General features: G+C 72.7%; 22 protein-coding genes, 1 tRNA gene and 1 other RNA gene. 12 read left to right on the plus strand and 12 right to left on the minus strand.

Going from position 1 to position 24,442, the window contains the following annotated elements:
• Window positions 1-13: 13 nt before the first annotated feature.
• Window positions 14-1,819, plus strand: a complete 1,806-nt coding sequence (locus tag FF100_RS21645; protein ID WP_139037818.1) for an ABC transporter transmembrane domain-containing protein — start codon at window positions 14-16, stop codon at window positions 1,817-1,819.
• A gap of 155 nt (window positions 1,820-1,974) precedes the next feature.
• Here the strand turns inward: FF100_RS21645 and FF100_RS21650 are convergent, their stop codons facing one another.
• The 5 genes from FF100_RS21650 to ssrS all read right to left on the minus strand — a co-directional run bounded on the left by FF100_RS21650 (window position 1,975) and on the right by ssrS (window position 5,802).
• Window positions 1,975-2,988, minus strand: a complete 1,014-nt coding sequence (locus tag FF100_RS21650; RefSeq protein WP_139037819.1) for a peptidoglycan -binding protein — start codon at window positions 2,986-2,988, stop codon at window positions 1,975-1,977.
• 19 nt (window positions 2,989-3,007) lie between these two features.
• The gene (locus FF100_RS21655) at window positions 3,008-4,051 is read right to left on the minus strand and encodes a MotA/TolQ/ExbB proton channel family protein (RefSeq protein WP_139037820.1); all 1,044 of its coding nucleotides are present in this window, start codon (window positions 4,049-4,051) and stop codon (window positions 3,008-3,010) included.
• A gap of 162 nt (window positions 4,052-4,213) precedes the next feature.
• Window positions 4,214-5,035: a TIGR00282 family metallophosphoesterase gene (locus FF100_RS21660; protein ID WP_139037821.1), complete on the minus strand. Its 822-nt coding sequence runs from the start codon at window positions 5,033-5,035 to the stop codon at window positions 4,214-4,216.
• Window positions 5,036-5,043: 8 nt separating this feature from the next.
• On the minus strand, window positions 5,044-5,634 hold the full coding sequence (locus tag FF100_RS21665) for a 5-formyltetrahydrofolate cyclo-ligase (RefSeq protein ID WP_139037822.1): 591 nt from the start codon (window positions 5,632-5,634) through the stop codon (window positions 5,044-5,046).
• 10 nt (window positions 5,635-5,644) lie between these two features.
• Window positions 5,645-5,802: non-coding RNA, 6S RNA (ssrS, locus tag FF100_RS21670), on the minus strand.
• A gap of 351 nt (window positions 5,803-6,153) precedes the next feature.
• Between ssrS and FF100_RS21675 the strand changes: the two genes are divergently transcribed.
• The gene (locus tag FF100_RS21675; RefSeq protein ID WP_139037823.1) at window positions 6,154-6,573 is read left to right on the plus strand and encodes an MAPEG family protein; all 420 of its coding nucleotides are present in this window, start codon (window positions 6,154-6,156) and stop codon (window positions 6,571-6,573) included.
• A 45-nt stretch (window positions 6,574-6,618) separates the two neighbouring features.
• Here FF100_RS21675 and FF100_RS21680 read toward each other — a convergent pair whose 3' ends face one another.
• Window positions 6,619-6,807 (minus strand): hypothetical protein, encoded by a 189-nt coding sequence (locus FF100_RS21680; RefSeq protein ID WP_048435485.1) that lies wholly within the window; start codon window positions 6,805-6,807, stop codon window positions 6,619-6,621.
• A gap of 141 nt (window positions 6,808-6,948) precedes the next feature.
• Between FF100_RS21680 and FF100_RS21685 the strand changes: the two genes are divergently transcribed.
• The 3 genes from FF100_RS21685 (at window position 6,949) to FF100_RS21695 (ending at window position 10,458) form a co-directional block, all read left to right on the plus strand.
• Window positions 6,949-8,241 (plus strand): RsmB/NOP family class I SAM-dependent RNA methyltransferase, encoded by a 1,293-nt coding sequence (locus FF100_RS21685; protein WP_139037824.1) that lies wholly within the window; start codon window positions 6,949-6,951, stop codon window positions 8,239-8,241.
• A 138-nt stretch (window positions 8,242-8,379) separates the two neighbouring features.
• Window positions 8,380-9,420, plus strand: coding sequence for an alpha/beta hydrolase (locus tag FF100_RS21690; protein ID WP_139037825.1), 1,041 nt, complete (start codon window positions 8,380-8,382; stop codon window positions 9,418-9,420).
• A gap of 105 nt (window positions 9,421-9,525) precedes the next feature.
• Window positions 9,526-10,458, plus strand: coding sequence for an alpha/beta fold hydrolase (locus FF100_RS21695; RefSeq protein ID WP_205824971.1), 933 nt, complete (start codon window positions 9,526-9,528; stop codon window positions 10,456-10,458).
• 38 nt (window positions 10,459-10,496) lie between these two features.
• On the opposite strand, the gene FF100_RS21700 is transcribed toward FF100_RS21695, so the two are convergent.
• Entirely contained in the window at window positions 10,497-10,733 is a 237-nt protein-coding gene (locus tag FF100_RS21700; protein WP_139037826.1) for a hypothetical protein, read from the minus strand.
• A gap of 140 nt (window positions 10,734-10,873) precedes the next feature.
• Here FF100_RS21700 and guaA point away from each other — a divergent pair, with 140 nt between their 5' ends.
• Window positions 10,874-12,430, plus strand: coding sequence for a glutamine-hydrolyzing GMP synthase (gene guaA, locus FF100_RS21705; RefSeq protein ID WP_139037827.1), 1,557 nt, complete (start codon window positions 10,874-10,876; stop codon window positions 12,428-12,430).
• A 152-nt stretch (window positions 12,431-12,582) separates the two neighbouring features.
• On the plus strand, window positions 12,583-14,652 hold the full coding sequence (locus FF100_RS21710) for a putative bifunctional diguanylate cyclase/phosphodiesterase (protein WP_171070285.1): 2,070 nt from the start codon (window positions 12,583-12,585) through the stop codon (window positions 14,650-14,652).
• A 59-nt stretch (window positions 14,653-14,711) separates the two neighbouring features.
• Here the strand turns inward: FF100_RS21710 and FF100_RS21715 are convergent, their stop codons facing one another.
• Window positions 14,712-15,731: a TRAP transporter substrate-binding protein gene (locus FF100_RS21715; protein WP_139037829.1), complete on the minus strand. Its 1,020-nt coding sequence runs from the start codon at window positions 15,729-15,731 to the stop codon at window positions 14,712-14,714.
• A 273-nt stretch (window positions 15,732-16,004) separates the two neighbouring features.
• Between FF100_RS21715 and FF100_RS21720 the strand changes: the two genes are divergently transcribed.
• From FF100_RS21720 to FF100_RS21730, 3 genes are all read left to right on the plus strand, one after another.
• On the plus strand, window positions 16,005-16,748 hold the full coding sequence (locus FF100_RS21720; protein WP_139037830.1) for a lysophospholipid acyltransferase family protein: 744 nt from the start codon (window positions 16,005-16,007) through the stop codon (window positions 16,746-16,748).
• A gap of 138 nt (window positions 16,749-16,886) precedes the next feature.
• Window positions 16,887-17,231 (plus strand): GCG_CRPN prefix-to-repeats domain-containing protein, encoded by a 345-nt coding sequence (locus tag FF100_RS21725; RefSeq protein ID WP_342779019.1) that lies wholly within the window; start codon window positions 16,887-16,889, stop codon window positions 17,229-17,231.
• Window positions 17,232-17,366: 135 nt separating this feature from the next.
• A complete protein-coding gene (locus FF100_RS21730; protein WP_139037832.1) occupies window positions 17,367-17,795 on the plus strand; it encodes a hypothetical protein in 429 nt (142 codons plus the stop codon).
• A 43-nt stretch (window positions 17,796-17,838) separates the two neighbouring features.
• Here FF100_RS21730 and FF100_RS21735 read toward each other — a convergent pair whose 3' ends face one another.
• On the minus strand, window positions 17,839-18,825 hold the full coding sequence (locus tag FF100_RS21735) for an extensin-like domain-containing protein (protein ID WP_139037833.1): 987 nt from the start codon (window positions 18,823-18,825) through the stop codon (window positions 17,839-17,841).
• 89 nt (window positions 18,826-18,914) lie between these two features.
• Window positions 18,915-19,775 carry a DMT family transporter gene (locus tag FF100_RS21740; protein WP_139037961.1) on the minus strand — a complete coding sequence of 287 codons (861 nt, stop codon included), beginning with the start codon at window positions 19,773-19,775 and terminating at the stop codon, window positions 18,915-18,917.
• A gap of 208 nt (window positions 19,776-19,983) precedes the next feature.
• Between FF100_RS21740 and FF100_RS21745 the strand changes: the two genes are divergently transcribed.
• The gene (locus FF100_RS21745) at window positions 19,984-21,375 is read left to right on the plus strand and encodes an aminotransferase-like domain-containing protein (protein WP_139037834.1); all 1,392 of its coding nucleotides are present in this window, start codon (window positions 19,984-19,986) and stop codon (window positions 21,373-21,375) included.
• Here FF100_RS21745 and FF100_RS21750 read toward each other — a convergent pair.
• Entirely contained in the window at window positions 21,302-22,966 is a 1,665-nt protein-coding gene (locus FF100_RS21750) for an MFS transporter (RefSeq protein WP_205824973.1), read from the minus strand. The genes FF100_RS21745 and FF100_RS21750 overlap by 74 nt on opposite strands.
• Before the next feature lie 180 nt (window positions 22,967-23,146).
• Between FF100_RS21750 and FF100_RS21755 the strand changes: the two genes are divergently transcribed.
• Window positions 23,147-24,025 carry a LysR family transcriptional regulator gene (locus FF100_RS21755; protein WP_139037835.1) on the plus strand — a complete coding sequence of 293 codons (879 nt, stop codon included), beginning with the start codon at window positions 23,147-23,149 and terminating at the stop codon, window positions 24,023-24,025.
• A gap of 41 nt (window positions 24,026-24,066) precedes the next feature.
• On the opposite strand, the gene FF100_RS21760 is transcribed toward FF100_RS21755, so the two are convergent.
• Window positions 24,067-24,153: transfer RNA gene (locus FF100_RS21760), tRNA-Leu, on the minus strand.
• Between the last annotated feature and the right edge of the window lie 289 nt (window positions 24,154-24,442).

Genomic DNA, 24,442 nt, shown 5'->3' on the forward strand with positions numbered 1-24,442 from the left:
CACGACAGTTCAGATGGCACGTTCCGATACAGCCCGCCCCCGTGCGTCCCTCGGGGCGCTGAAGCCCCTCGTCCCCTTCGCCGCGCGCTACAAGGGCCGCATCGCCGCGGCGATCGTGGCCCTCATCGCCGCCTCGGGGGCGACCCTGGTGGTGCCGGTGGCGGTGCGGCGGGTGGTGGATCTCGGCTTCGCCCATGGCGAGCTCGGGATGATCGACGCGTATTTTGGCGGGCTGATCGGCGTCGTGGCGGTCCTCGCGGTCGCCAGCGCCGCCCGCTACTACTGCGTCGTGACCCTCGGCGAGCGGGTGGTGGCGGACCTGCGCGCCGCGGTGTTCTCCCGCCTCACCACCCTCGATCCCGCCTTCTTCGACCGGTCGCGCAGCGGCGAGCTGGTCTCGCGCCTCACCGCCGATGCCGCGCAGGTGAAGTCGGTCTTCGGCGTCTCGCTCTCGATCCTGCTGCGCAACCTCTTCCTGTTCACCGGCGCGATCGGCATGATGGTGTGGACGAGCCCCCGGCTCTCGGTGCTGGTGCTGGCCGCGATCCCGCTCATCGTCTTCCCGCTGATCCTGTCCGGCCGCGGCGTGCGCCGCCGCTCGCGGGCGGCGCAGGACCGGCTCGCCGACGCCTCGGCCTTCGCCACCGAGGCGGTGGGAGCGGTGCGCACCATGCAGGCCTTCGGCATGGCGTCGGCCACCGCCACCCGCTTCGCCGCCGCCTCCGAGGAGGCGTTCCTCGCCTCCCGCGGCTCGGCGCGGGCGCGGGCGCTGCTCACGGGCGTGGCGATCTTCCTGATCTCCGGCAGCGTCGTCGGCGTGCTGTGGTACGGCGCGCAAGGGGTCGCCGCCGGCACGATCTCGGCCGGGCAATTGTCGCAATTCGTGCTCTACGCGGTGTTCGGCGCCAGCGCGCTCGGCCAGCTCTCGGAGGTCTACGGCGAGCTGACGCTGGCGGCCGGCGCCGCCGAGCGGCTGGGCGAGATCCTCGACACCGTGCCGGCGATCGGCGCGCCGGACCGGCCGCGCGCCCTGCCGGTGCCGCCGCGCGGCGAGATCGCCTTCGATCGGGTGCGCTTCCATTACCCCACACGGCCCGAGCACGCCGCCCTGCACGAGCTCAGCTTCGCGGTGGCCCCGGGCGAGCGCGTGGCGCTGGTCGGCCCCTCGGGCGCCGGCAAGAGCACGGTGCTGCAATTGCTGCTGCGCTTCTACGACCCCGAATCCGGCGCGGTCCGGGTCGACGGCGTCCCGGTCGACGCGGTCGAGCCCGAGGCCCTGCGTGCCCGCATGGCCCTGGTGCCGCAGGATCCCACCGTGTTCAGCGGCAGCATCCTCGACAACATCCGGTACGGCCGGCCCGAGGCCAGCGCGGCCGAGGTCGAGCGCGCGGCGGCGCAGGCCCATGCCGACGGCTTCATCCGCGCCCTGCCGCAGGGCTACGCGACCCATGTCGGCGAGCGCGGCATCACCCTGTCGGGCGGCCAGCGCCAGCGCATCGCCATCGCCCGGGCGATCCTGAAGGACGCCCCGATCCTGCTCCTCGACGAGGCGACCTCGGCCCTCGACGCCGAGAGCGAGCGGGCGGTGCAGGCCGCCCTCGACGTGCTGATGAAGGGCCGCACCACCCTGGTCATCGCCCACCGCCTCGCCACCATCCGGGCCGCCGACCGCATCCTGGTGCTCGAGGACGGCCGCATCGCCGAGCAGGGCACCCACGACGCGCTGCTGGCGCGGGGCGGGCTCTACGCGCAGCTGGCGGCACTCCAGTTCGGGGCCGGCGTCGATTTGGCGGGGGAGCGGCAGATCGTGGAGGTGTGAGGAGCGGGTACCGGCATCCTTGGGCGCTCGCGCGCCGGCGGGACCGTCGCCCCACGTCATCCCCGGGGCTCGCCGAAGGCGAGAACCCGGGATGACGTCGGGGGGTGGCAGGAACCACTGGACTGGATTTTCGGAGGCCAGCGCTGAGCCCCCGCTCACCGCTCCGTCAGCTTCATCTCGATCCGCCGGTTGCGGGCATACGCGTCCTCGCTGGTCCCGGCATCGAGGGGCTGGAACTCGCCGAAGGCGCCGGCGAGCAGCCGCTGGGGCGGGATGCCCTTCCCCACGAGGTACTGCACGACCGCGATGGCGCGGGCCGCCGACAACGCCCAGTTCGACGGGAACTGGGGCGAGTTGATCGGCCGCGCGTCGGTATGGCCATCGACCCGCAGCACCCACGGGATGTCGGCCGGAATCTGGCGGTTGAGTTCCAGGATCGCGCTCGCGATCCGGTCGATTTCCGGGCCCGCCTCAGGCTTCAGCACCGCCTGGCCCGCCGCGAACAGCACCTCGGATTGCAGCACGAAGCGGTCGCCGACGATGCGGATGTCGGAGCGGTTGCCGAGGATCTGGCGCAGGCGGCCGAAGAAGTCGGAGCGGTAGCGCGCCAGCTCCTGCACCCGCTGGGCCAGCGCGACGTTGAGGCGGCTGCCGAGATCGGCGATGCGGGCCTGGCTCTCGCGGTCGCGGGTCTCGGAGGCGGCCAGAGCGTCCTCGAGCGCGGCGAGCTGCTGGCGCATCGCCGCAATCTGCTGGTTGAGGAGGTCGACCTGGCTGAGCGCCCGCGTCGTCGCCCCCTTCTCGGCGTCGAGCTGGCGGCCGAGCTCGGCGGCCTTGCCCTGCGCGCCCTGATCGGTGGCGAGCAGGCCCTGGAGCCGTTTCCGCTCGGCTTCGGAGCCGGAGAGGTTCGCCCGGAGGGAGGCGGCGCTCTCCTCCAGCGCCCGCTTGCCGGAGCGTTCCAGCGCCAGCAGGTCGGTCAGTTCCGAGATCTGGCGATTGAGCCGTTCCAGCACCGTGTCGCGGCCGGACAGCTCCTGCGACAGGAAGAACTGGCCGGTGACGAAGATCGTCAGCAGGAAGACGACCGAGAGCAGCAGCGTCGTCAGCGCGTCGACGTAGCCCGGCCAGATGTTGAGGGCGCGGTCGCGCCGGACGAGGCGGCCGGCCATCAGCGGAGGGTCTCCGAACTCACTCCACCTTCTCCCGGGCGAGGCGGTCGAGCACCTGCTTCAGCTCGCGCTCGCGGTTCGCCTGGGCCTCGACCCAGTCACGGATCATCTGCTGCTCGGCCCGCATGTGCTGGACGAGGCCCTGGATGCCCTCGGCGAGGTTCGCCATCGCCTGCGTGCTCGCCCGGCCATGGGCGGTGCTGTCGCCGACGAGGGTGCCGAGCCGGGTCATCGCGTCGGCGATGTCCTTGAGCACCGCGTCGCCCCGCGGCGCCGGCTCGGTCGGTCGTGGCGCGGGAGCGGCGGCGAGCGCGGCGGCGGCCGGCACCGTGACGGGCACCGGCACCGGGGCCGGCGCGGGCCCTGCGGCGGTGACGAGCCAGTCCTCCAGCTCGTTGTAGAACCGGGTATGGGCCTGCCCCGCCTGGAGGTCGAGGAAGCCGATCACCAGGGAGCCGGCGAGGCCGAACAGCGAGGCCGAGAAGGCGAGGCCGATGCCCGACAGCGGCACGGCGAGCCCGCTCTTCAGCTCGTCGAACATCACCGCGGCGTCGCCGCCGCCGGCCCGCATCGAGCGGATCACCCCGCCCACCGCCGACAGGGTGTCGATCAGGCCCCAGAAGGTGCCGAGCAGGCCGAGCAGGATCAGCAGGCCACCGATGTAGCGCAGGATCTCGCGCCCCTCGTCGAGGCGCGAGGCCACGCTGTCGAGGAGCGGCTGGAACTGCGCCTGCGGGTGCGGGCGGCCGGCCTTCGCCTCGCGCAGGGCCGGTGCCAGGGCGCCGAGCACGCGGGGGCTGCCGGGATCGGCGGCGCCGGCCGCGGTGCGGTTGGCGAAGCGCACCTCGCGGAACAGGCGTTGCACCTGCCCGAAGGCCATGAGGATGGCGATCAGGGTCGCGCCGAGGATCAGGCCGTTGAGGCCCGGATTGGCCATGAAGGCCGGCACGATCTGGCGGTAGAGCACGAAGGCCAGGAAGCCGGCCAGCGTCAGGAACACCGCCATGCGGATGAGGTAGATCCGCGGCGATGTCAGGGGAGGGGACGCTGCGCTCGCCGCCATCGCGGGCTGTACTCACTGTCTCGGGGCCGCCCCCGCCGGTCGCCAGGGCAGCGACCGGCGGCGACCGGCCTGCCGGGGATCGACCTGCACTCTGCCGGGTGCGGCTTGGCCGATCAAGCCGGCGCGGACCGGGGTCCCGGGGTTTCGGCGCGCCGGACCGGATCAGTCCCAGTGCCGCGGCCAGGTTTCCTCGAGATGCGGGCCGAGCCGCACCGGGCTCACGCGCCGGGCGAGGCCGGTGGCGTCGTCGGTCTCGACCGCGAGGCCGCACAGGGTGCCCTCGCCGGTCGCCGCCTCCAGCCGGCTGCCCGGCGTCTTCTGGAGGAAGCGGCGCACCGGCTCGTCCTTCTGCATCCCGAGCACCGAATCGTAGTCGCCGCACATGCCGACATCGGACATGTAGGCGGTGCCGCCCGGCAGGATGCGGTGGTCGGCGGTCGGCACGTGGGTGTGGGTGCCGACGACGAGGCTCGCCCGGCCGTCGAGGAACCAGCCGAAGGCCTCCTTCTCGCTCGTCGCCTCGGCGTGGACGTCGACGATCACCGCGTCGGCGGCGTCGCGTAAGGGGCAGGCGGACAATTCGCGCTCGGCCGCCGCGAACGGATCGTCGAGGGGGTCGAGGAAGATCCGACCCATCACGTTGACCACCAGGACCCGGGCGCCGCTCGGCGTCTCGACCACCGTGGCGCCGCGGCCCGGCGTGCCGGGCGGGTAGTTCGCCGGCCGCACCAGCCGCGGCTGGCGGGCGATGAACACCAGCGCCTCGCGCTGGTCGAAGGAGTGGTTGCCGAGGGTGACCGCGTCGGCGCCGGCATTGATCAGCTCCTCGCAGATGCTCTCGGTGATGCCGAAGCCGCCGGCGGCGTTCTCGCCGTTGATCACCACGCAATCGAGGCGCCAGCGCTCGCGCAAGGCCGGCAGGCGCTCGCTCACCGCCAGGCGGCCCGGCCGGCCGACGACATCGCCGAGGAAGAGGAGGCGCATGGCGGGTGTCAGTCTCCGGTGGTCGCGAGGAAGCCCACCTCGGTGACGATGCCGTCGAGGGGCCGGTCGTGCGGGCCGTCCGGCACGCGCGGGGTCTCCTGGGCGGAGAAGGCGATGCCGATGGCGAGAGCGGGTTCGCGGGCGTCCAGGCGGGCCAGCGCCCGGTCGTAATAGCCCTTGCCGTAGCCGATGCGGTGGCCGCGCCGGTCGAAGGCGGCGAGCGGGACGAGGAGGGCGCGGGGTTCGACGATCGCGGCGTCGGGCCCGGGCTCGCTGAGGCCGAAGCCGCCGGCGGCGAGCGCGTCGCCCTCGCCCACGAGGCGGAACACCAGCCCGTCCGGCGTCACCTGCGGCAGCGCCACCGCCTGGCCGCGGGCCCGCAAGCTGACGATCAGCGGCCGCAGGTCGACCTCGCTGCGGATCGGCCAATAGGCCGAGACGATGTCGGCCGTCGCGATGTCGGGAAGGCCGAGCACGATCTCGGCGATGCGGCGGGAGGCCGCCTCGCGGGCCTCGACCGCCAGCCCGTCCCGCCGTCCCAGCGCCGCCTTGCGCAAGCTGGCCTTGTCCGGAGAGGCGGGAGAAACGTCCGTCGTCATGAAAGTCCAGCGCGGAGCCACGAGAGCCGTTGGAGAATCGATCCCGGGAAACCTACGAAGTAGGTGGGCGCCGTAATGCCCCGGTCCACGGACCAGGGCAGTGACAGCTCCCGAGGGAGTCGATAAGGCCCCGGGGAATGTGTCTCCTGACGAGAACCGCAGCCCCGCCGACCTCATGTAGCGCTGCCGGGGCGGTTGCGAAAGGGGGCGGGAGGGGGATTTGCGGGGGCGGGCGGGGAGCACGGTTCGACGTGCCCGCCATCTCGCCGATCGTCGATCCAGAGAGCGATGGGAGGCCGTCACGCCCGCACCCTCGACGCCATCCCGGGGCTCGGCGAAGTCGGGAGCCCGGGATCCATCACCGCTGACGTCGCACGGCGAGGCGGTCAGCGCTCCGCGTCATCCTGCACCGACAGCGCTGGCGGAACCAGGGTTCCGCTGCGCGGCGCCAGGATGGGGAGGATAGGATCACGTCCGTCGGCGAAGCCCGGCGATCTTCAACGCGCATGTCAGGACCCCATGAGCCCCAAAGCCGTCCTCGCTCCCGTCTTCGTCCAGGTCCTGCTGACCTTCGGCCTGCTGCTCTGGACCGGGCGCAAACGCTTCGCCGCGGCGCGGGTCGGACAGGTGAAGCTGCCGGACATCTCGCTCGGCGAGCGCACCTGGCCGGCGCCGGTGCAACAGGTCTCGAACGCCTTCGCCAACCAGTTCGAATTGCCGGTCCTGTTCTACGTCCTGACCGGCCTTGCCCTCGCGACCGCCAAGGCCGACCTCCTGTTCGTCGGCCTCGCCTGGCTGTTCGTGCTGACGCGGATCGTCCATGCGGGAATCTATGCCACCACCAACGTGGTGATCCGCCGCTTCCAGGCCTATCTCGCCGGGGCGATCACCCTGATGGCGATGTGGCTGATCTTCGGGGCAAAAATCCTCCTGGCATGAGGCGGCTGCTCGCCATCCCGGCGCCAGGAGGGTAAGGGAGCCGCCTCAGTAGCGCGGGGCCCGCGGCGGCGGGCTGCCGTATTCGAGCTGCGTCTTGGCGTCGTAGGGCCGGGGCGGCGGCGGGGTGAGGTCGACGGCCGGCGCCGCCGGGGCGGTGGCGCAGGCACCGGCCGCGAGCGCGATCAGGCCGGCGAGACTCACGGCGAGGGCGGACGGAATGGGACGAGGAATCATGCGGTCGGAACTCCGGCCTTGCGGGATGAACGGTCGAGGTGTCACGGCCGTGCGGGCCGAAAGCTTGGCCGTAAGGGGCCCGTCCCGCGGCGCGATCGTGGCGGTTTCGCGACCGGGAGTTGCACGATCGATGGTGGCGCGATGACCCCCGGCGCCCGTCTCTCCGCCGCCATCGAAGTCCTGGCCGACATCGCCGAGCGCCGCCGCCCGGTCGCTGACGCCCTGAAGGATTGGGGCCTCGCCCACCGCTTCGCCGGCTCGGGCGACCGCGCCACCATCGCCACCCTGGTCTACGACGCCCTCCGCCGCCGCGCCTCGGCCGCCTGGGTGATGGGCGAGGACACGCCGCGGGCCGTGCTGGTCGGCTCGCTGCGGCTTCAGCGCGGCCTCGCGGCCCAGACCATCGCGGAGCTGTTCACCGGCGAGCGCTTCGCGCCCGCCCCCCTCACCGGGGCCGAGCGCCTCCGGCTCGAGAGCGGCACGCTGGCCGATGCGCCGGTCCATATCGCCGGCGACGTGCCCGAATGGGTGGTGCCGTCGCTGCAGACGGCGTTGGGCGACGACCTCCTGGCCGAGTTGCGGGCGCTCGCCCGCCGCGCGCCGCTCGACATAAGGGTCAACACCCTCAAGGCGACGCGCGAGGGCACCCGGGAGGCGATGGCGCATTTGAACGCGGAGCCGACGCCGCTGTCGCCGGACGGCCTGCGGGTCCCGCTCGGCGAGGATGGCCGCGGGCCGGCGCTCCATGTCGAGCCGGAATTCCTCGAGGGCTGGTTCGAGATCCAGGACGAGGGCTCGCAGCTCGCCGCCCGGCTCTCCGGCGCGAAGCCCGGCATGGCCGTGGTCGATCTCTGTGCCGGCGGCGGCGGCAAGACCCTGGCGCTCGCCGCCCTGATGGGCAACGAGGGCCGGCTGATCGCCACCGACGGCGATCCGCGGCGTCTGGCACCGATCCACGAGCGCCTGCGCCGGGCCGGTGCCACGGCCGAAGTGCGCACGCCGCGCGGCGGCAAGGGCCGCCCGGACGTGCTGACCGACCTCGACGGCACCGCCGACCTCGTCCTCGTCGACGCCCCCTGCACCGGCTCGGGCACCTGGCGCCGCAACCCGGACGCCAAGTGGCGCCTGCGGCCCGGCAGCCTCGCGACCCGCGTCGCCGAGCAGGAGGCGGTGCTCGACCGCGCGGCGCGTCTGGTGCGGCCGGGCGGACGGATCCTCTACGTCACCTGCTCGCTGTTGCCGGAGGAGAACGACGCGGCGTTGGCCGGGCTGGCGGCCCGGCGCGACGACGTCGCGCCGACGGCGCTCGACCTGCCCGAGGCCGTCGCCGCCAGGGTGCGGCGCACCGCGCACGGGATCCAGATGAGCCCGGAGCGGACCGGCACCGACGGCTTCTACGTCGCGGCCCTGGAGCGCCGGCCGGATCGTCCCTGAGGCGCATCGCCCGGCCGCGCCGGTATTTTTTCGCCGTGCATCGGCCGCGGCTTGCCTTATGCAAGTCGGACGATCAGTCCCGCGGCCGGCGAGCCGTGGGACGATATCGGGGTCTTCGCGGAGTGTCGGACGGTCGGCATGGTGCTGCATCGCAGGACGTTGCTCACGGGAGCGGCCGGCCTCGCCCTCGCGCCCGCCGCCGTCGCGCAGCCGGCGGGCCCCGCCGGGCAGGAGCCGTCCGTGGGACAGGGCAGACCCGCAGGGCAGGATAAACCCGCAGGACCCGACGCGCCGCCCGAGACCATCCCCGGCGCGGCGCTTGAAGTGCTGCCGCTCTGGCCCGGCCGGCCGCCGGGGGGAGGGGGCCCGAATCCCGACGGGCCGCGCTTCGACGAGAGCCGGGAGGGCGTCGTCACCGGCGTCGCCGAGCCCTGCCTGCTGGTGATGCGCCCGGCGCGCTCCACCGGAACCGCGATGGTGATCGCCGCTGGCGGCGGCTACCGCCGGATCGATCTCGGCCACGAGGCGGTGCCGGTCGGCCGCTGGCTGAACGGGCTCGGCGTCACCGCCTTCGCGCTGGTCTACCGGCTGCCCGGCGAGGGGTGGGCCGCGGGGGCGGACGCGCCGATCCAGGATGCCCTGCGGGCGGTGCGCCTGGTGCGCGCCCGAGCCCGGCGCTACGGCTACGAGCCGAACCGCATCGGCGTGATGGGCTTCTCGGCCGGCGGCCACCTGATGGGCGCGGCCAGCACCCGCTTCGCCGCACCGCTCTACGCGGCCGTGGACGAGGACGACGCGCTCTCGGCCCGGCCCGATGTCGCGGCCCTGCTCTACCCGGTCATCACCCTCAAGCCGCCGTTCGACCGCACCTCGAGCCGCCGCGTCCTCGTCGGCGACAGCCCGACCCGGGTCGCCACCGAGGCCTACTCGGTCGAGACGCGCGTTCCCCCCGAGACCCCGCCGACCTTCCTGGCCCAGGCCGCCGACGACCCGATCGCCGTCGTCGACAATTCCCTCCTGATGTTCGCGGCGCTCCGGGCGGTCGAGGTGCCGGTCGAGATGCACCTGTTCGAGCGCGGCGGCCACGGCTTCAATCTCGGCGTGCCGGGCTCGCCCGCCGCGGCGTGGCCGGGCCTGTTCGCGACCTGGGCGCGGCGGCGCGGATTCATCCGGGCGTGAGAGACCGGAGTTTCGAAGCCTGGCGATCGCAGGGGCTGCGATCCCCATACCGCAGGTTCCAATCTGGATTGACACCGCCTCCGGCCCGGCCGCATCATCGGCCCCGTGAGCGCGCTGCCCCCCGATCCGAACCTCTCCGCCCCCCTCCGCCACCTCGAGGGCGACGTTCCGCCGGCGCCCGACTGGTTCCGGGACGCCGTCGCGGATCGGCCGCGGATCGGCCGCGTCGCCGTGACGGGCGCCGGTATCGAGACCTTCGTCTGGGGCAAGAGCGGCCGGCCCGGGCTGATGCTGCTGCACGGCAACGGTGCCCATGCCGGCTGGTGGCGCTTCATCGCGCCGTTCTTCGCCGAATCGCACCGCGTCGCCGCCCTGTCCTGGTCCGGCATGGGCGGCTCGGACTGGCGCGAGACCTACGACCTCGACACCTTCGCCGACGAGATCGGGGCGGCGGCGGAGTCGGCCGGCCTGTTCGAGGCGGGGGCGCCCGTGATGGTCGGGCATTCGTTCGGCTGCTTCCCGATGCTGACCGAGGCCGGGCGGGCGGCGGGCCGCTGGCGCGGCGCGGTGATCGTCGATCCGCCGATCTTCTCGCCGGAGCGCCGCGCCGGGCGCCGGCGCGAGGACGGGCGATTCGCGCCGCACCGGATCTACCCGACCCTTGAGGAGGCGCTCGGGCGGTTCCGCTTCGCGCCGATGCAGCCCTGCGAGACGCTCTACATCGCCGACCTGATCGCCCGGGAATCCTTGCGGGAGGTCGCGGGCGGCTGGAGCTGGCGCTTCGACCCGTCGCTCTGGGCCCGCCTCGCCCTGCCGGACCGGGCCGCGATGGTGCGGGAGGCGCGCTGCCCGCTCGCCCTCGTCACCGGCGCCCGCTCGGACCTGATGCGCCCGGCCGACGCGGCCTATGTCCAGGGCCTGCTGCCGCCGGGCTCGCCCCGGATCGACCTGCCGGAGGCCTACCATCACGTGATGGTCGACCAGCCGCTCGCCTTCGTGGCGGCGCTCCGGGCGCCGCTGGCGGTCTGGCCGGGCTGAAGAAGGCGGCCCGCACGGGGCCGCCCTCTCGCGTCAGGTCAGAAGCAGCGGCGCACCTTGCGCACCACCACCCGGCCGAACGGGCCGCGGGTGCGGGTCACCGCGACCGTGCAGCGCGGACCGCGGCGAACCACCCGACGGGTGACGTACTGCGCCTGCTCGATCGAGGCGACGGGCGCGACCGTACCGCCGGGGGCGACCGGCAGGGCCGAGGCCGGCGCGAGGCTCAAGCCCGTGGCGAGGGTGGCGGCGATCCCGAGGACGATGGCTCGCATGGCGAGGCTCCTTGTCTGGTGGGTTGGGGGCGCCTCCCTCGCTGTTAGCGCATGAACGTCCGGTTAATGCCGTGGACGCACCAGGGACCCGCATCCCGGCGCGTTGCGCGCGGGGCGGCCCTCGTCTAGTTCATCGGTCCATGACGACCGAGCACGACAAGATCCTCATCATCGATTTCGGCAGCCAGGTGACCCAGCTCATCGCCCGACGGGTGCGTGAGGAGGGGGTCTATTCCGAGATCGTGCCGTTCCAGGCGGCCGAGGCGGCCTTCGCGGCGATGAAGCCGCGGGCGGTGATCCTGTCGGGCGGGCCGGAATCGGTCACGGTCGCGTCCTCGCCGCGGGCGCCGCAGGCGGTGTTCGAAGCCGGCGTGCCGGTGCTCGGCATCTGCTACGGCGAGCAGACCATGGCGGCCCAGCTCGGCGGCGAGGTCGAGGGCGGGCACCACGCCGAGTTCGGCCGGGCCGAGGTCGAGATCATCGCCGACAGCGCCCTGTTCCGCGGCGTCTGGCACGTCGGCGAGAAGTACCCGGTGTGGATGAGCCACGGCGACCGGGTGACGAAGCTGCCCGACGGCTTCACCACCGTGGCGATCTCGCCCAACGCCCCCTTCGCGGCGGTGGCCGACGAATCCCGGAACTTCTACGCGGTGCAGTTCCACCCCGAGGTGGCGCATACCCCGCACGGCGCGCTGCTCATCCGCAACTTCGTGCGCGACATCGCCGGCTGCACCGGCGACTGGTCGATGGCCGCCTTCCGCGAGGAGGCGATCGAGCGGATCCGCGCCCAGGTCGGCGGCGCCAAGGTGCTGTGCGGCCTGTCCGGGGGCGTCGATTCGGCGGTGGCCGCGGTGCTGATCCACGAGGCGATCGGCGAGCAGGTCACCTGCGTCTTCGTCGATCACGGCCTGCTGCGCCAGGGCGAGGCCGAGGAGGTGGTGCGCCTGTTCCGCGACCACTACAACATTCCCCTCGTCCACGTCGAAGCGTCCGACCTGTTCCTCGGCGAACTCGCCGGGGTCACCGACCCGGAGGTCAAGCGCAAGACGATCGGGCGCCTGTTCATCGACGTGTTCGAGGCCGAGGCCAAGAAGATCGGCGGGGCCGATTTCCTGGCCCAAGGAACGCTGTACCCGGACGTGATCGAGAGCGTGTCGTTCACCGGCGGACCGTCGGTGACGATCAAGAGCCACCACAATGTCGGCGGCCTGCCCGCCCGCATGAACATGAAGCTCGTCGAGCCCCTGCGCGAGCTGTTCAAGGACGAGGTCCGGGTGCTCGGCCGCGAGCTCGGCCTGCCCGAAGCCTTCGTCGGCCGCCATCCCTTCCCGGGACCCGGCCTCGCGATCCGCTGCCCCGGCGAGATCACCGGCGAGAAGCTCGACGCGCTGCGCAAGGCCGACGCGATCTACCTGGAGGAGATCCGCAAGGCCGGGCTCTACGACACGATCTGGCAGGCCTTCGCGGTGATCCTGCCGGTCAAGACCGTCGGCGTGATGGGCGACGGCCGCACCTACGACCACGTCTGCGCGCTGCGCGCCGTCACCTCGGTCGACGGCATGACGGCGGATTTCTACCCCTTCGACATGGCGTTCCTGGGCCGGGTCGCGACCCGGATCATCAACGAGGTCAAGGGCATCAACCGGGTCACCTACGACATCACCTCGAAGCCCCCCGGCACGATCGAGTGGGAGTGAGGCGGGGGGATCGCGGCGAGGGGATCGAGGAATGCCGGGGCCGGCCCGCCGCGATCGATGGCGCCGGGCCGGGCTCGGGCAAGAAAGCGCTCAACCTCCCGCACCAAATCGCTTAGCCTGCCGCCGGGATGTCGCCCGGTGGAGCGTTGCGGATGGCGAGTGAGGGGCGCATGGCGGTGGGGATCCACCGGGACGAGCCGGCTGCCGATTCGGTCCTTCACCGCGCCTATTCCCAACTCGTCTGGGGCGTGACGGACCATGCCCTGTGCCTGCTCGACACGGATGGGCGGGTGGTGGCCTGGAATCCCGGGGCGGAGCGGCTGACCGGTTTTCCGGCGGCGGAGGTCCTCGGCCGCACCTTCGCGTATGACGACACGCCCGACGTGAGCGTCGCCGCCCTGGCGGCCGCCCGCGCGGCCGGACGCTACGAGACCGAGGGCTGGTGGCCGCGGCGCGACGGCAGCCGCTTCCGCGCCCAGACGGCCATCGCGGCGATCCATCACGGCGGGACGCTCGAGGGCTTCGCTCAGATCATCCGCGACGTGACCCCGCTGCGGGACGAGGGCGGCCAGTACGAGGCGGTGGCGCTGATCCTCGACCTCGCCCTCTCGACGATGTCGCAGGGCCTGTGCCTGTTCGATGCCGACCGCAAGGTGCGGCTGATCAACCAGCGCTTCTTCGAGATGTTCGCCATGTGCGGCAGGGGCGACCTCGTCGGTACCGCGATCGAGGCGATCTGGGCGCTGGTCTTCGTCGGGCCGGAGGCCGACTTCCGGGACGGCGCCGCGCTCGTCGCCGGGCACGAGGCGCTCCTGAACCGCGACGAGGCGATCGTGGCGACCACCCCGGACGGCCGCGCGATCGCGCTGGTGCGCCGCTCGGTGCCCGGGGGGGCGTTCGTCGTCACCTTCGAGGACGTGACGCGCCAGCGCCAGGCCGAGCTGGAGATCAGCCGTCTCGCCCATCACGACGCGCTGACGGGGCTGCCGAACCGGACGATGCTGTGGCGCCGCTTGCACGAGAGCGCCATCGACGGGGCGCTGCCGGCCGGCACCGCCCTGCTGTTCCTCGACCTCGACGGCTTCAAGGCGGTCAACGACGATCTCGGCCATCAGGCCGGCGACGCGCTGCTGCGTCAGGTGGCCGAGCGCCTGGGCCGCGCGGCACCGGAGCGGGGCATTCCGGCCCGGTTCGGCGGCGACGAGTTCGCCCTGCTGCTGCCCGGCGGCGCCGGCGAGCTGGCGGTGTCGCTCGCCGAGGGGCTGCTGATCGATCTCGCCCGGCCCTACCGGATCGAGGGCCAGCGCCCGTGCCATGTCTCCGCCAGCATCGGCATCGCCTTCGCGGAGGACGGCACCACGCCCGACGCCATGCTGCGCCAGGCCGATTGCGCGCTCTACGCCGCAAAGGCCGCCGGCAAGGCGGCGTGGCGCCTGTTCACCCCGGCCCTCGAATCCGAGCGCAGCGAGGAGCAGCGGATCGAGCAGGACCTGCACCACGCCGCCGAGTCCGGCCAGCTCCGCATCGCCTACCAGCCGATCATCGGCCTCGCCCACGGGGCGGTCAGCGCCCGGGAGGCGCTGCTGCGCTGGACCCACCCGGAGCGCGGCCCGGTCTCGCCCAAGCGCTTCATCCCGCTCGCCGAGAAGTCGGACCTGATCCGGGCGCTCGGCCTGTGGGTGCTGGAGCGCGCCTGCACCGATGCCGCCACCTGGCCCGACCCGGCCCGGGTCTGCGTCAACGTCTCGGTGCGCCAGCTCGGCGACGGCAGCCTGCCGAAGGCGGTGGAGGAGATCCTCGCCCGTACCGGCCTGCATCCGCGCCGCCTCGAGCTCGAGATCACCGAGACGGTGCTGAGCAACGCCGGCACCGGGATCGTCGACGATCTGCAGCTCCTGCATGCCATGGGGGTGCGGATCTCGCTCGACGATTTCGGCGTCGGCTTCTCGTCGCTGGCCCGGGTCCGCGCCTTCCCGTTCGACCGCATCAAGATCGACGGCTCGTTCGTGCGGGACGCGGTCGAGCGGCCCGATTGCCGGGCGATCGTCGGCATCGTCTCGGAGCTCGGGCGCCGGCTCGGCATTGAGACGGTGGCCGAGGGCGTCGAGACCCCGGCCCAGCTCGCGGTGGTGCGCGAGGAGGGCTTCACCGAGGCGCAGGGATTCCTGTTCGGCCGCCCCGTGGTGGTCCAGGCTCCCGCGGCGCGCGCCGTCGGAGCGTGACGCACCGGACGCCTGCGCACCGGCATGGCGAGGCGCAGGCGGACGGAGGGACGATCCGATCAGGCGATCGGCCCGGTGTGCTTCTCGAGCAGCGCCCAGGCGTCGTCGCCGAACTTGCCCTTCCACTCCTTGTAGAAGCCGGCCGATTGCAGCTTGGCCTGGAACGCCTTGGTGTCGACGTCCTGGATCGTGAGGCCGCGGGCGCGCAGGTCCTGCTCGGTCGTGCCGCTGCGCTGGGCCATGTCCGCGCGCTGCGCCACGGCCTGGGCGTTGAAGTGCTTGGCGACCACGGTCTTCACGTCCTGCGGCAGGCCGCGCCAGATCTTGCCGTTCGACAGGAGCCAGAAGCCGTCCCACATGTGGTTGGTCTTCGACAGGTACTTTTGCACCTCGTAGAGCTTGGCGGTGTCGATCAGCGTCAGCGGGTTCTCCTGGCCCTCGGCGATCTTCGTCTGCAGCGCCGAGTACACCTCCGCAAAGTTGATCGTCATCGGGGCGGCGTCGAACGCCTTGAACATCGAGGTCCACATCGGGCTCGGCGGGACCCGGATCTTGAAGCCCTTGAAGTCCTCGGGCTTCAGGATCGGCCGGGTCGACGAGGTCGTCTGGCGGAAGCCGTTCTCCCAGATGCGGTCGAAGGCGTAGAGGCCGGATTTCTCGATCTGCGCCCGCACGTGGGCGCCGAAATCGCCGTCCATCGCCGGCCACAGCTTGTCGTAGGACGACCAGGCGAAGCCGACGCCGCTGATCGAGGCCGCCGGCACCAGGGTGGCGAGGATCAGGGGCGAGAGGGTGAAGAATTCCAGCGCGCCCGAGCGCAGCTGGCTCAGCATGTCGGTGTCGCCGCCGAGCTGGTTGTTGGGAAACAGCTTGATGTCGACCTTGCCGCCGGTCTCCTCGCGAATCGCGTCCGCCGCCTTGGTCATGTAGACCGTGAGCGGATGGCTGATCGGGGTGTTGTTGGCCGCCTTCAGGCTGAACTCGGCGGCGTGCGCCCGGGTGATGCGCAGCACCGCCGGGCCCGCGACGGCGCCGGCAACGGCGAGATGCAGCGCGCGGCGGCGCGTGAGCGTGGTCATGGCGTCCTCCTGGTTGTCCGCGCCTCGCGCGGACCGATTCCCGTCGCCCGCGTCTCCCGCGCGGGTCCGTCGAGGCTTAAAGCACGTTTTTTCCCCTCCGGCATCCGACCATGGCGACCGGCCGGTCGTCGCGCCCCCGGCATCCCCTGTTCCGCGCGCGGCGAAATGCTCTAAGGAGAGCGCACCGCCCCGTGCGGGCGGCGCTTCGACCGGGCGCCGCGGTCCCGTCCGCGCCCGAGGGGCGCGGCCCGAAGGTTCGCTTTGCCGCCCGTCATGCCGCTCGTCCGTTCGATCCTGTTCACCATCGCCTTCTACCTCGTCACCGCGGCGCTGCTGATCGCCGGCCTGCCCACGCTGGTCAGCCGGCGCGGCGTGGTCTGGCTCGCCCAGACCTGGGGCCGCATCACGCTGACGCTGCTGCACGCGATCGTGGGCCTCAAGGTCGAGTTTCGGGGCCTGGAGCACCGGCCGGCCGGCGCCGTGCTGGTCGCCGCCAAGCACCAGTCGGCGCTCGAGACCGTCGCCCTCGTCACCGTGCTCGACGACTTCTCCTACATCCTCAAGCGCGAGCTGATGTGGCTGCCGCTGTTCGGCTGGTTCCTCGCCCGCAGCGAGATGGTGGCGATCGACCGCTCGAAGGGCTCCCGCGCCCTGGCGCTGATGAACGAGGAGGCCGCCGCCGCGATGGCCGACGGCCGCCGCCTGATCATCTTTCCCGAGGGCACCCGGCGCTCCGTCGGCGCGCCGCCGGCCTACAAGTTCGGCGTCGCCCACATGTACGACCGCCTCGGCGTGCCCTGCCTGCCGGTGGCACTCAATACCGGGGTGTTCTGGGGCCGCCGGCGCCTGACCTACCGGCCCGGCACCGCGGTCATCGAGTTCCTGCCGGTGATCCCGCCGGGTCTCCCGCGAGACGCGTTCCTGCCCGAGCTGCAGCGGCGCATCGAGACCGCCTCCGACGCCCTGGTGCGCGAGGCGGTCGCCGCCGACGGCACCGCGCGGGCGCGGGAGGGCTGACCACTCGACGCGCACGACGTCTCGACGGCGCAAGCACAGCCGTCGCGAGATCTCCGCAGCGGACCATTAACTCTTCGTAATCCGCGCAACGATAACGCCGCCCCGTGCATTTCTTGGGCCTCGCAACAGGAGGCTATGATGCGTTGGAGCATGGTGGCTGGCGCCACGATCCTGTCTCTCGGTGCCCTCGTCGGCACGGGAACGACCGCGGAAGCCCGTGACGGCTGCGGCCCCGGATTCCACCGGAACTGGCGCGGCTGGTGCCGCCCGAATTTCGGGCCGCGGGTTTTCTACGCCCCCGTCGTCGGCTACCGGACCGTGGTCGTCGGCCCGCGCTGGGGCTACCGTCCCTGGGGCTACGGCTACCGCCATGTCGGCTGGCATCGTGGCGGCTGGGGCCGGCCCTGGGGATATGGCGGCGGCTGGCATCGTGTCGGCTGGGGCGGCTGGGGCCACCACCACGGCTGGCATCACCGCTGGTGAGACAGCGTGCGGCGGCCGAAAATGCCGGCCGCCGCGCCCCTGCACCTTGAAGCGCCCGCGCCCTCTCTCCAGATCAGGTGGACACCGATCCTTCGCGCTTGACGGACCTCCGGAATCGGAACTAGGCTGGAACAAATGGCGAACAAACGAGCCCTGTCCTGGTCGGTGGCGATGCGGGACATCCAGAACGACCGCGCGAGGAGAATGGACGTGCGTGAGGAGCGCCTGAGAACGACCACCGGCCTGCGTGGCACCCCGGCCCTGCCGCTGAGCGCCTGGCGCGGCCAGTCGGGCCGCCGCTACGTGGTGGGCATCCACGCCCTCGATGACGACCCGGCCGAGGTCGGCGAGGCGGTGGTGATCGCAGTGCGCCGCGGCGGCGACGGCACCGCCGAGCTGGTGGCGGTGGCTGCGGCCGGCGAGAGCCCGCGCGAGCGCCTCGCCCGCGGCTGGCTCACCCGCGCGCGGGCCCGCGGGGCGACCGAGATGCACGTGCATCGCCTGGCCGAGGACGCGGCGGCGCGGCGGGCGGTGGTGGCGGATCTGGGCGGGGCGGTGGCCTGAGGCGGAGCCAGGACGGCATGCGGAGGCGGACGGCCGCCCCCGATCAGTAGATCGGCCCCGACGACCAGCTCGGGCTGATCGGCAGCGGCTCCGGCAGGGCCCGAGGCTCGGCGGTGAGCGCCGGCCGCGGCGCGGGGGAGGGGGCCGGGGAAGGCGGTGCGTAGGCGTGGACGGGCGCGGGACGGGGCGCCGGCGTGTGGGCGACCCGGGTTCCGGTCTCGCGGGCGCTCGTCGGCGACAGGCCGTAGGGATCGTCCTGCTCGACATCGACCGGCGCCGGATCCGGGGCGGGCTGCCAGGCCGGCGGCTTCTTGCGGATCGGCGAGAGCGGAGTGCCGGGCGGCGGCAGCTGCGATTCGTACTTGATCAGTGGCTTGCAGATGCGGCGCAGACCGCGCGGATCGTGCCGGGCGAGATCCAGGTGCAGGTGGTCGTAGTGGTAGATGTTCGACCCCGGCCCCAGCACCGTGGTGAAGTGGTTGCAGGCGCCCAGGAACACTTCCCGCAAGAAGCCCTGCTCGGCCTCGGTGCCGCGCCAGCCGCCCTTCACCGTCACCACGTAGCCGTCGGCGAAGCGGAAGGACATCACGTCGACGGCGTTGCCGAACGAGTGCTCGGAGAGCTTCGCCCCGACCTGGTTATTGCGGCCGCGGCAGGAATAGGAGCCGGAATTCATCTCGACCACCGGCTGGCCGAAATAGATCTGCGCCGCCGGCTGCACCGTGCCGGCGAGCCAGGCCTCGACCTCCGGGATGATCGGGCAAGCCAGCGTCATGCGCTGCTTGAGCGCCACGGTGCCGCCGGCGAGCCGGGTGACCCGGAACGGATGGACCATGCCGCAGACGCCCGGCCCGTCGATCTCCTTGACCGGCTGGATGTCCTCGCTCGGACGAACGAGTTTCTGGGCGAGGCAGACCTCTTCGGCCTGATTCCGCCAGGGTTCGCGCTGCTCAAACCGGTTGAGCGCGCATCCGGTGAGCCCCAGGCCGAAGAGCGTGAGGGCTGAGAACGCTACGATGCCACGACGCATGGTGCGTAACATGCGCACGATGCCGTAAACGCGCCGTCAACCCTCGCCGTCAGCGCTTGGCCCAGGATGGGGCGAATCACCCGTCCCCCTCAGGCGAACCGTTTGGCCCCCGCGACGCAGAGCACGACGAGGCCCGTCACGGCGATCATCGACGGGGCGACCGGCTCGCCGAGCAGCAGGCCCGCGAGCGCGAGGCCGAGGAAGGGCTGGAGCAGCTGGAGCTGGCCTACCCCGGCAATGCCGCCCCGCGCCAGGCCGCGGTACCAGAACACGAAGCCGATCAGCATGCTGAACACGGAGACGTAGGCGAGGCCGAGCCAGGCCGGCGCGCCGACCTGCGCGATGCCCGTCGGCCGGGTCGCGAGCGCCAGGAGCACCATCGCCGGCAAGGCGAGAACCAGCGCCCAGGAGATCACCTGCCAGCCTCCCAACCGGCGCGACAGGGCCGCGCCTTCCGCGTAGCCGAGCCCGCAGAGCAGGATGGCGGCCAGCATCAGCAGGTCGCCGGCCAGGGAGGCCGGCCCGCCCTGGACGAGCGCGAAGCCCGCCACCGCGGCGCTGCCGATCAGCGAGAAGACCCAGAACGCCGCCCGCGGCCGCTCCCCCCCGCGCAGGACCGCGAACAGGGCGGTGGCAAGGGGCAGGAGGCCGATGAACACGATCGAATGGGCCGAGGTCACGTGCTGAAGCGCCAGCGCCGTCAGCAGGGGAAAGCCCACGACCACGCCGAGCGCCACGATGCCGAGCGAGGCGAGGTCGGACCGGGCCGGCCGCGTCTGCCTCAAGCCCCACAGCAGGCCCGCGCCCAGGATCGCGGCGATCACCGCCCGGGCCGAGGTGAGGAAGAGCGGCGAGAAGCCGCCGACCGCGACCCGGGTCGCCGGCAGCGAGCCGCTGAAGATCACCACCCCGAGGAGCCCGCTGCCCCATCCATTCGCCGATCGCGGCATCATTCCGATGTCTCCGGTGCCGGGGACGGTCGTGGCGCGGGATCCCCTCTCCCGCACGGGAGAGGGAGGATGTGCGCCATAGCCTGTCCCGGACGCTTCCGCATATCCGGGAGACGTAGCGTCCCCGACATAGCCCGCGAAGGCACGGTCCCGTACGGTTGCCCCGAACTGTACGGGTGCGACGAGCCGCACGATCGGGGATGGCGCGATGACGGAAGGCGGCCGCACGGCGGCGGTCATGCAGGCGATCCGCGGGCGGATCGCGGCGCAGGGGCTGGCGCCGGGGGAGCGGCTGCCCTCGATCCGCGGACTCGCCGCCGCCATGGGCGTCTCGCCCTCGACCGTCGTCGAAGCCTATGAGCGGCTGGCGGCGGAGGGGGCGGTGCGCTCGCGGCCCGGCTCCGGCTTCTACGCGGCCGCCTCCGCCCCGCCTCTGACGCTGGCCGAGATCGGCCCGCGGCTCGACCGGGCGGTCGATCCGCTCTGGGTGTCGCGGCAATCCCTCGACGGCGAGCCGGATCTCCCGAAACCCGGCTGCGGCTGGCTGCCGCCGGACTGGATGCCGCTCTCCTCCCTGCGCCGGGCCGCCCGCGGGCTGGCCAGGGCCGAGGATGCGGTGCTGACCAATTACGGCGCCACGCGGGGGCCGCTGCCGTTGCGCCGGCTGCTGGCGCGGCAATTCGCCGAGGAAGGGGTGGGAATCGGTCCGGACCGGATCCTGCTGACCGGCTCCGGCACCCAGGCGATCGACCTGATCTGCCGCCTGCTGGTCCGACCGGGCGATGCGGTGCTGGTCGACGATCCGTGCTACTTCAACTTCCAGGCGCTGCTGCGTGCCCACCGGGCCGAGGTGATCGGCGTCCCCTACACCGAGTCTGGGCCGGACCCCGAACTGTTCGCGCGGATCGCGGAGGCGCACCGGCCGCGGCTCTACGTCACGAATTCCGCGCTCCACAACCCGACCGGGGCGACGCTCTCGCCCGCCATCGCCCACCGGATCCTCAACGCCGCCGCGGCGCACGAGGTCACCATCGTCGAGGACGACATCTTCGCCCCGTTCGAGCCCGAGCCGTCGCCGCGCCTCGCCGCGCTGGACGGGCTTGAGCGGGTGATCCGGATCGGCAGCTTCTCCAAGACCCTCTCGGCCTCGGTCCGCTGCGGCTACGTCGCCGCCAGGCCCGACTGGATCGAGGCGCTGATCGACCTCCAGGTGGCGACGAGCTTCGGCGGGGTCAGTCCGATGGCGGCGGACCTCGTCGCCGCTGCGATCGGGGACGGGGCCTACCGCAAGCACATCGAGGGCCTGCGCCGGCGCCTCGCCCGGTCGCGGCGCGAGACCGCCGAGCGGCTGGCGGATCTCGGCGTCCGGCCCTGGCTGATGCCGCGGGGCGGGTTCTATCTCTGGTGCAGCCTGCCCGACGGGCGCGACGCGGCGGCCGTCGCCCGGGCAGCCCTGCGCGAGGGGGTGGTGCTGGCCCCCGGCGACGTCTTCAGCGTGTCGCGCACGGCGACGCAGCGGATGCGGTTCAACGTGGCGCAGATGGGGGATGCGCGGGTGATGCCGGTGCTGGCGCGGGCGCTGGCGGCGTCGACGGCGTGAGCGCGCCTCCGGGATCGTGCGCCGCACGCGCGCCCGTCCTCCCGCCGCGGCCCTCGGCCTCGACCGGGACCGTCCCATGACCGAAGACGACGAGGCTGAGCGCGGCCATGGTCCAGGCGCAGAACGCCGCATAGAGCATCACCCAGCCGAAGCCGTGCAGGAGCGCCTCGCGGGCCGCCTCGGCGCCGACCGCCATCCCGCCCAAATCCCCGGCCGTCAGGTTGCCGGCGGCGATCGTCTCCGCCAGCCGGTCGAGGAGAGCGGACTCGGTCTGAGGCACCTGGCGCACGAGGCTGGCGCGAACGCCCTGCATCAGGATGGCGCCCATCACCGCGATGTTGATCGCCAGGCAGATCATCCGGGCGCTCATGTCCATGCCCGAGGCCATGCCGGCCCGCCCGGCCGGATCCATGCCGGCCCGCTCGGCCGGACGGGCGGCGGTCGCGGTGTTGGTGACCGGCGTGTTGGCGAGCCCGGTCACAATCCCGGCGAGAAGGCATCCGGGCAACAGGGCGGCCCAGCTCGCCGGAGCGGCGGCCGTGGCAACGCGCATCAGCGTGAAACCGAGCCCGATGGTGAGGAGACCGAGCGGGATGACGCGGTGCGGACCGCAACGCCGCAGCAGCACCTCGGCGAGGGGCGGGACGAACAGGGTCGGCAGCGTGTAGGCGAGGAGTGCGAGGCCCGCACTGACGCCGTCGAGCCCGAGCCCCGACTGGACGTGGATCGGCAGGTAGATCACGAACGGCCAGAAGCTGAAGTTCATGCCGCCCGCGCCGATGAGAGCCCCCGAGAAGCGGCGGATGCGGAAGGCCCGGACGTCGGCCATCGGCCGCGGCGTCCGGGTCTCGACGACGGCGAACAGGGCGACGCTCAGCGTGCCGATGACGGCCGCGAGGAGGCCGGCCGGATCGGCGGGCGAGGGCGCTTGTCCCCGACTGATGAGGAAGACGACGCAGAACACCGACGCCGACAGGGTGACCATGCCGGCGAGGTCGATCCGCAGAGCGTCGGGGTCCGAGGATTCCTCCACGCCGGCCCGGGCCAGGATCATCGCCACCACCGCCAGGACGGCGTGGACGAGGAAGACCCACTGCCAGGTCGACGCGGCGACGACGAGGCCGCCGACGAGCGGGCCGAAGCCGAGCCCGACGCCGAGGACGATGCCATACGCGCCGAAGGCCGTGCCGCGATTCGGGCCGTCGCGGAACTGGTGTGAGAGCACGGCGGTCTGGCAGGCCAGCATCGCGGCGGCGCCGGTCCCCTGGAGGAATCGGGCGGCGATCAGCCCTATCGCGCTCGCGGCGAGCCCGCAGAGTAGGGAGGCCGCCCCGAACACCGCGAGGCCAGCGAGGAAGACGCGCTTGCGGCCGAAGCGGTCGGCCAGGGCGCCCATCGCCATCAGCCAGGTCGTCATGGCGATGGTGTAGGCGTTCATGATCCATTGCAGGTCGCGGAAGTCGGCCCGGAGAACCTGCTCCAGGGTCGGCAGGACCGCCGGGACGCTGGAGATCTCCAGCCCTAGCATCAATGCGGAGAGGCAGACGGCCGCGAGGGCGGCGGCGTTGCGCGGCATGCAACGAACGGACATGGCGGTCCCTGGACGTCCCGCGGCCGCGACGGGGCGATCCTGCGCGACGGACGGTCGTCGCAGGGACAGGTGTCGCAGCAGCGGTGGGTGACGGTGCCCCGCACGTTGTCCCCGGCTGGACCATGACGCAACGGGATGTCCGCCTATTTCAGTGACAACGGATCGTGATGGATCGCCGCCATGCTGACGTTGGATGTCGACGCCGTCCGCGCCTTCGTGCTGGTGGCGGAGCACCGGAGCTTCACCCGCGCGGCGGAGGCGCTCGGCACGACGCAGGGCGCCGTCAGCGTCAAGCTGAAGCGGCTGGAGGACCGGATCGGCCAGAGGCTCATCGAGCGGACGCCCCGGCAGGTGCGGCTGTCGGCACAGGGCGAGACCTTCCTCGCGCCGGCACGCGACTTCCTGGCTGCGCACGAGCGCGCCGTCGCCGGGCTGACGGCCACACGCCGCCGCTTCCGGCTCGGCATCGCCAGCCACGTGATGGGACCCGAGGTGCCGACCCTGCTCGCGCGCCTGAGGACCGTCGATCCGGCCCTCACGGTCGAAGTCCTGCTCGACAATGCCTGGACGTTGATGGAGGCCCTCGATGGCGGGACCCTCGACGCCGTGATCATCCGCAGCGACGACGACCGGCGCGAGGGCGAGATCCTCGGGCCGGAACATGTCGGCTGGTTCGCCGCGCCGGACTTCGTGCATCGCGCGGGCGAGCCGTTGCCGCTCGCCACGCTCTCGCCCTTCTGCGCCATGCGCGATCAGGCGACGCGCCTGCTCGATCGCGCCGGCATCGCCTGGACGGAGGCCTTCGTCGGCGGCACGACCGCCAACGGCGCGGCGATCTCGGCCGGGCTCGCGGTCGCGGCCTTCCCGTGCCGGCTCGCCCCGGAGAAGGCCGTCGAGGTCGGCGGCCGGCTCGGCCTGCCGCCTCTGCCCTCGCACGACATCGTCCTGCACGCGTCCCTGTCCGATGCGCGGACGAAGGCGACGCTGCGCACCATCGCGGCGGCGTTCCGCGAGCATCGCACGCCGGCCGACTGTCCGGTCCTGCTGCAACGGACGTGAGGCGGGCCGCGTCGGCGAAATGAGGGAGAGGCTTCGGGAGGTGGTGCGGGCGGTCGGACTCGAACCGACATATCCGTGAGGACGGCGGATTTTGAGTCCGCTGCGTCTACCAATTCCGCCACGCCCGCGCGCGGTGAAGCCCCTCTCCTGTGCCGTGCGAAGCGGGAGCGTGTCAATCCCGTGCGGTGCGGCCGGAGCCGTGGCGATGCGAACCGCGTGGGTCTTTCGCCGTGTCCTTGGCGGGCGCCGTCTCCGGCGCCGCGTTGATGCCCGGCGCGATGCCGGGGGCGACCTGCTCGGCGCTCGGGCCCGCCTTCGGGTCGGGGGCCGGCAGGGTCGAGACGTCGTGCGAGCCCTTCACCGTCGTGGTCACCCCGGCCGGCTGTACCGCCGCGCCCGCGGGACGTTGCGGCCCGA

The organism is Methylobacterium terricola, assembly GCF_006151805.1.
GTDB lineage: Bacteria > Pseudomonadota > Alphaproteobacteria > Rhizobiales > Beijerinckiaceae > Methylobacterium > Methylobacterium terricola.